The organism is Caulobacter sp. GW456-12-1-14-TSB4 (assembly GCF_059424195.1).
This window is the reverse complement of sequence record NZ_JBWKZF010000062.1, coordinates 1-6,610: the sequence shown is the minus strand read 5'-3', so window position 1 is coordinate 6,610 and position 6,610 is coordinate 1. Positions and strand designations below refer to the sequence as shown.

The window sequence follows — 6,610 nt, the reverse complement described above, 5'->3', positions numbered from 1 at the left end:
CGCGGGCGGGGCCGGCGGCGGCGGGACCTGGGCCAGGGCCGCGCCGGCGAGAAGGGTCGTGACGGCGCCCGCGAGCGCCAGGCGGGTAAGCATTTTACGCATGGTTGTGAGCTCCCTGTCGTAATGATGACGGGAGCTTGGCCATCGGCTTATGGCGCGAAAATGTCCGAGTTCATGAACAATGTTCAATGTTTGTCGAACTCCGGAAAAGGTTCCGTGCTTGCGCTGAAGCTGGCGCGCGTTATGTCAGCTGCCAGTTCCGGGATCGCTGCGATCTAGAGGACGCCGGCTTGCCCGCGCGTCCGCGTCGGGCCGTCGCCGTCTGGAGCCTCGCATGAAATCGATCGCCTTTGTCGCCCTGGCGCTCGCGGGGATCTGCTGGGGCCTGGGCTTCCCGACCGGCAAGCTGATCCTGACGGAGATGAGCTCGGCCCATATGGTGCTGCTGCGGTTCGCCGTCGCCGCCCTGGCCGCCGCGCCGTTCGCCCTGCGCGATCCCGAGGTTCGGGCGCTGTTCAAGTCGCCGGTCGTGCTGCTGGCGGGCGTGCTGTACGGCGTGGCCTTCATGGTCCAGTTCGAGGGCCTGGCGCACGTGTCGGTGACGGTCGCGGCCTTGCTGGTCGGCGCGATGCCGGCCCTGATCGCGGTCAGCGCCAAGCTGCTCGGCGAGAAGGTCTCGAGGATGTCGTGGGCCGGCGTGGCGGCGGCGACCCTGGGCGCGGCCCTGATCGCCGGCAAGCCGGACGGCGCCAGCTCGCCGCTGGGCGTGGCCCTGTCGTTGGGCGCGCTGCTGCTGTTCCTGGCCTGGCTCTTGACCCTGCGCCGCGCGCCGAAGGCCCCGAACGCCATGGCCATCCCGGCGGTGTCGATCATCATCGCGGCCGCGACCGTCCTGCCGATCGCCTTTGTCATGCACGGCGCGCCGAAGCTGGCCTTGAGCGCGCCGGTCTGGACCGCGATCGTCGCCCAGGGCGTGCTGGCGACCTTGCTGGCCACCGCCGCCTGGCAATATGGCGCGGCCCGGGTCGGAGCCGCCAGCGCCGGGGTGTTCATCAATATCGAGCCGCTAATCGGCGCCTGCTGCGGCGTGCTGCTGTTCGGCGACCACCTGACCGCGGCCCTGTTCGCCGGCGGCCTGCTGATCATTGGCGGCTCGCTGACCGTGGTGCTGGGCGAGAAGAAGGCGGCGCTGGGCGACGTCCAGGCGACGGTGGCGCCGACTCCCTAGTCCAGCGCGTTCCGGCACGCCGCGCCCATGGCCAGCGGCGACAGGGCCACCGCGCCGACGCAATAGGCCAGCAGCAGGAAGAGGCCGCCCGTCCACGGCAGGCCGGCTGCATAGCCGTCCAGCGCTCCGGCCCCGAAGATCACCGGCGGGGCGAACAGTGGCAGGACGATCACCGCCACCAACAAGCCGCCGCGCTTGCTGCCCAAAGCCAACGCCGCGCCGAGGCCGCCCAGAAACGCGAAGGCCAGGCCCCCGGCCAGGGCGCACAGCACCAGCAGCGGCATGACCTTGAGGTCCGCGCCCAGCATCAAGGCCGCGACCGGAGCGGCCAGCGCCAGGGGCGCGCCGGTGGCCAGCCATTGGGCCAGGCACTTGGCGACCGCCACGGCCTCCAGCGGCGCGGGGCCCAGGGCCAGCAGGTCCAGGGCGCCGTCCTCGTAGTCACGCTCGAACAGCCGCTCCAGCGACAGCAGGGCCGCAAGCGCCAGGGCCAGCCAGGCGATGCCGGGCGCGATGGCAGCCAGCCGCTCGGGCGCGCGGCCCGAGGCCATCGGCAGCAGCACGACGACGCAGGCGTAGAAGGTCAGGGCCAGCAGCGGCCCACCGCCCTTGCCCCAGGCCAGGGCCAGTTCCCGTCGCAGGAGGACGCCGAACGCCTTCATGCGCCCACCTCGACCTGGCGGTTCGGGACCGGCAGCGGATCGTGCACCGAGGCCAGGATCATGCCGCCAGCGGCGAGATGCTCGGCCATCACCGTCCCGAACGCCGCGCGTTGGCCGGCGTCCAGCGGGGCCATCGGCTCGTCCAGCAGCCACAGCGACCGGGGGCTGGCGACCAGCCGCGCCAGGGCCAGGCGCCGGCGCTGGCCGGCCGACAGGCGGCGGACCTCCAGATCCAGCAGGCGATTGAGGTCGAAGCGTTTGGCCGCCGCGCGGGCGCCGTCCTCGGTCCCGCCGGTCCACAGGGTCTGGAAGCGCAGCTCCTCCCAGGCGGTGCGGCTGGATTTCAGGCCGTCCTGGTGGCCCAGCAGGTGCAGGTGCTCGGCCCGCGCCGTGTCGGCCTCGATCGGTCCGACTTCACCCTCGAAAGCGACCGTCCCCTCGACGGGGCGCAGCAGGCCGGCGACGGCGCGCAGCAGGCTGGTTTTCCCCGCCCCGTTGCGTCCGACCAGCGTCGCGGCCTGACCGGCCTCAAGCGTCAGATCCAGCTGCGAAAACAGCCTTCGCTCGCCGCGCGAAATCGCCAGATCCTTAATGAGAACAACTCTCAACATGCCAAGACCCCGCGCGCGACATGGACGTTGGACTGAGGTGGCGCTAAGAAGCGCGCGGTCGTCCCCCTCCAGTCGTTTTGGGTGGTACGCGGCGCGGAGGCGGAACCTGTGTGTCCCTTCCGATCAGCGCGTGATCCCGGGAGCGGTTTTCGGGCGGCCGTGGACAGAGAAGGATCCTTGAGAATGGCGTCTGTTGACAGCCTGAAAGCCCGCCGCGAGCTTAAAGTCGGCAACAAGTCCTACGTCTATTACAGCCTTCGCGCCGCCGAGGAAGCCGGTCTGACCGGAACTTCGTCGCTGCCGGTGTCGATGAAGGTGCTGCTGGAGAACCTGCTCCGCAACGAAGACAGCGTCTCGGTGTCGGAAGACGACCTGAAGGCCGTCGCCAACTGGCTGCAGAACAAGGGCTCGGTCGAGCACGAGATCAGCTTCCGCCCGGCCCGCGTGCTGATGCAGGACTTCACCGGCGTTCCCGCCGTCGTCGACCTGGCCGCCATGCGCGATGCCATGGTCGCCCTGGGCGCCAACCCGGCCAAGATCAACCCGCTGAACCCGGTCGATCTCGTGATCGACCACTCGGTCATGGTCGACAACTTCGGCAACCCGAAGGCCTATGACGACAACGTCAAGCGCGAGTACGAGCGCAACATCGAGCGCTACCGCTTCCTGCGCTGGGGTTCGTCGGCGTTCAACAACTTCCGCGTTGTCCCGCCCGGCACCGGCATCTGCCACCAGGTGAACCTGGAATACCTGGCCCAGACCGTCTGGACCAACGAAGTCGACGGCGCCGAAGTCGCCTATCCCGACACCGTCGTCGGCACCGACAGCCACACGACCATGGTCAACGGCCTGGCCGTCCTGGGCTGGGGCGTGGGCGGCATCGAGGCTGAAGCCGCGATGCTGGGCCAGCCGATCCCGATGCTGATCCCGGAAGTCATCGGCTTCAAGCTGACCGGCGCCATGCCGGAAGGCGCGACCGCGACCGACCTGGTGCTGACCGTCACCCAGATGCTGCGCAAGAAGGGCGTGGTCGGCAAGTTCGTCGAATTCTACGGCGAAGCCCTGGCCGGCCTGACCCTGGAAGACCAGGCGACCATCGCCAACATGGCTCCGGAATACGGCGCCACTTGCGGCTTCTTCCCGATCTCGGCCTCGACCATCGCCTATCTGAAGGGCACCGGCCGCACCGCCGAACGCGTCGCCCTGGTCGAAGCCTACGCCAAGGAACAGGGTCTGTGGTGGGAGCCCGGCGTCGCCGAGCCGACCTTCACCGACACCCTGGAACTGGACCTGTCGACCGTCCAGCCGTCGCTGGCCGGCCCCAAGCGCCCGCAGGACCGCGTCCTGCTGGCCGACGCCTCGGTCAAGTTCGCCGAGTCGCTGGCCGGTGAGTTCGGCAAGGGCGAACAGCCCGACCTGCGCGCCCCGGTCGAAGGCGAGAACTTCGACGTCGGTCACGGCGACGTGGTCATCGCCGCCATCACCTCGTGCACCAACACGTCGAACCCGAGCGTCCTGATCGCCGCCGGCCTGCTGGCCAAGAACGCGGTGGCCAAGGGCCTGAAGGTCAAGCCGTGGGTGAAGACCTCGCTGGCCCCCGGCTCGCAAGTCGTCACCGACTATCTGGCCAAGGCCGGCCTGACCAAGCACCTCGACGCCCTGGGCTTCAACCTGGTCGGCTACGGCTGCACCACCTGCATCGGCAATTCGGGCCCGCTGCCGGAAGCCATCAGCAAGACGATCAACGACGCCGACCTGGTGGCGTGCTCGGTGCTGTCGGGCAACCGCAACTTCGAAGGCCGCGTGAACCCGGACGTCCGCGCCAACTACCTGGCCTCGCCGCCGCTGGTGGTGGCCTACGCCCTGGCCGGCTCTCTGAAGATCGACCTGGCCACCCAGCCGATCGGTCAGGACAAGAAGGGCAACGACGTCTTCCTGAAGGACATCTGGCCTTCGAACGAAGACATCGCGACCCTGCAGCGCAAGGCCATCAACGAGAAGATGTTCGCCACCCGTTACGGCGACGTCTTCAAGGGCGACAAGAACTGGCAGGGCATCAAGACCACGGGCGGCCAGACCTACGCCTGGGAAGGCGACTCGACCTACGTCCAGAACCCGCCGTACTTCCCCAATATGTCGATGACCCCGACCCCGGTCACCGACATCGTGGAAGCCCGCGTCCTGGCCGTGTTCGGCGACTCGATCACCACCGACCACATCAGCCCGGCCGGTTCGATCAAGACGAGCAGCCCGGCCGGTCAGTACCTGATCGACCAAGGCGTGCAGCCGGTGGACTTCAACGGCTACGGCGCCCGCCGCGGCAACCACCAGGTGATGATGCGCGGCACGTTCGCCAACATCCGCATCCGCAACAAGATCACGCCGGACATCGAAGGCGGCGTGACCAAGCACTTCCCGACCGGTGAAGTGATGTCGATCTACGACGCGGCCATGAAGTACCAGGCCGAAGGCCGTCCGGCGGTCGTGTTCGGCGGCAAGGAATACGGCACCGGCTCGTCGCGTGACTGGGCCGCCAAGGGCACCAAGCTCCTGGGCGTCCGCGCGGTGATCTGCGAAAGCTTCGAGCGCATCCACCGCTCGAACCTGGTCGGCATGGGCGTGCTGCCGCTGCAGTTCGTCCAGGACGGCTGGCAGAAGCTGGAGCTGACCGGCGAGGAGATCGTCTCGATCCGTGGTCTGACCGATCTGGCGCCGCGCAAGCAGCTGATCGTCGAGCTTTACCGCCCGACCGACGGCCGCATCGCCCGCTTCCCGGTCCGTTGCCGCATCGATACGCCGACCGAGCTGGAGTACTTCAAGAACGGCGGCGTCCTGAACTACGTGCTGCGCAACCTGGCCAAGTCGGCCAGCTAAGCGAGGCGCGCTCAGGCGCACTGAAAAAGGCGGCCGGTCCCCTCGGGGGCCGGCCGTTTTTCGTTCGGGACGACCCTGACAACGGTGTCTCCACCTTTTCTCCCATGGACCGGCGCTATTCACGGCCTCGTGAACGGCTATCCGGGGCGTTCTTGGCTTAAGTGACCCCGCAATGCGTAAGGCCGTCCTCCCTCTGCTCGCCGCCCCCTTGTTGGCTTTGGCCCTGTCCGGGGTCTTTGTTCCTGCCGCCTGGGCCGAGAAGGCTCCGGTGGTGGTCGAGCTGTTCACCGCCCAGGGCTGCTCGTCCTGCGGCAAGGCCAACCAGCTGGCGGCCGACCTGTCCAAGCAGGACGGGGTCCTGGCCCTGACCTATTCGGTCGATTACTGGGACTATCTCGGCTGGAAGGACACCTTCGCCAAGCCGACCTTCGCCGAGCGTCAGCGCGCCTACGCCAAGAAATTCGCCCTGCGCGACGTGCCCACGCCGCAGATGGTGGTCGGCGGCAAGGTGCAGGCCTCCGGGACCAAGGCCGAGGCGGTCGAGGACCTGGTCAAGACCGCCAAGCGCACGCCGCTGAACGCTCCGGATATGCAGTTCGTCGGCAAGGCCCGTGTCGCGGTCGGCTCTGGCCCGTCGCCGCGCGGCGGGGCCGAGGTCTGGCTGGTCCGCTACGACCCGCGCGAACAGGACATCGCCATCAAGCGCGGCGACAACAAGGGCCAGACCCTGGTCCACCGCAACGTCGTGCGCGAGCTGACCAAGCTGGGCCCCTGGGCCGGCCGGCCCAAGCTCTATCGCCTGCCGACCATGGCCGACGACGGGCTGGAGAGCGTGATCCTGGTGCAGGGCGCCAAGGGCGGCCGCATCCTGGGCGTGCTCGAAACCACAAGCCCTGACCGCTGAGCGCCCGCTGGGCGCCGGACAAAAGAAAACCCGCGTGACCGGAGGGGATGGGTCACGCGGGTTCCTTTTGCATGTCGACGAGAAGCGTCTCGTGACCGGGCGGGCTGGGGGGGCTGGACAGGAACCCGGTCCGCTCTTCGTCGACACTGTCTTTATCGCCGCCCAAACGGGCGAGGGATGGACCAAACAAAGGTCCTTTCTGGGCGCCGCGTGTCAGCTCTGAGACCTAAATCCACGCGCAAAAAAGCCCGCGTGGTGGGGGAAGTCCACGCGGGCTCATTTGGGGGAGGGGATATAGAGTTTGTCGGCTGACCGGCCCGCGATCTGGGAG

5 protein-coding genes are annotated in these 6,610 nt (G+C 68.4%); 3 read left to right on the top strand and 2 right to left on the bottom strand.

The features are described from left to right. Positions 1-334 precede the first annotated feature (334 nt). Complete coding sequence (locus AC07YH_RS26450; protein ID WP_494749870.1) at positions 335-1,228, top strand: DMT family transporter; 894 nt, start codon at positions 335-337, stop codon at positions 1,226-1,228. Here the strand turns inward: AC07YH_RS26450 and ccmB are convergent. Together ccmB and ccmA are read right to left on the bottom strand one after the other, a co-directional pair. Continuing rightward, positions 1,225-1,890: a heme exporter protein CcmB gene (gene ccmB / locus AC07YH_RS26445; RefSeq protein ID WP_494749869.1), complete on the bottom strand. Its 666-nt coding sequence runs from the start codon at positions 1,888-1,890 to the stop codon at positions 1,225-1,227. The genes AC07YH_RS26450 and ccmB overlap by 4 nt on opposite strands. Continuing rightward, positions 1,887-2,501, bottom strand: a complete 615-nt coding sequence (gene ccmA / locus AC07YH_RS26440) for a heme ABC exporter ATP-binding protein CcmA (protein ID WP_494749868.1) — start codon at positions 2,499-2,501, stop codon at positions 1,887-1,889. Before ccmA ends, ccmB begins: the two co-directional genes overlap by 4 nt. A gap of 183 nt (positions 2,502-2,684) precedes the next feature. Here ccmA and acnA point away from each other — a divergent pair, with 183 nt between their 5' ends. Together acnA and AC07YH_RS26430 are read left to right on the top strand one after the other, a co-directional pair. Continuing rightward, entirely contained in the window at positions 2,685-5,375 is a 2,691-nt protein-coding gene (acnA, locus tag AC07YH_RS26435; RefSeq protein ID WP_494749867.1) for an aconitate hydratase AcnA, read from the top strand. A gap of 172 nt (positions 5,376-5,547) precedes the next feature. Then, on the top strand, positions 5,548-6,279 hold the full coding sequence (locus AC07YH_RS26430) for a DUF1223 domain-containing protein (protein WP_494749866.1): 732 nt from the start codon (positions 5,548-5,550) through the stop codon (positions 6,277-6,279). Positions 6,280-6,610 lie beyond the last annotated feature (331 nt).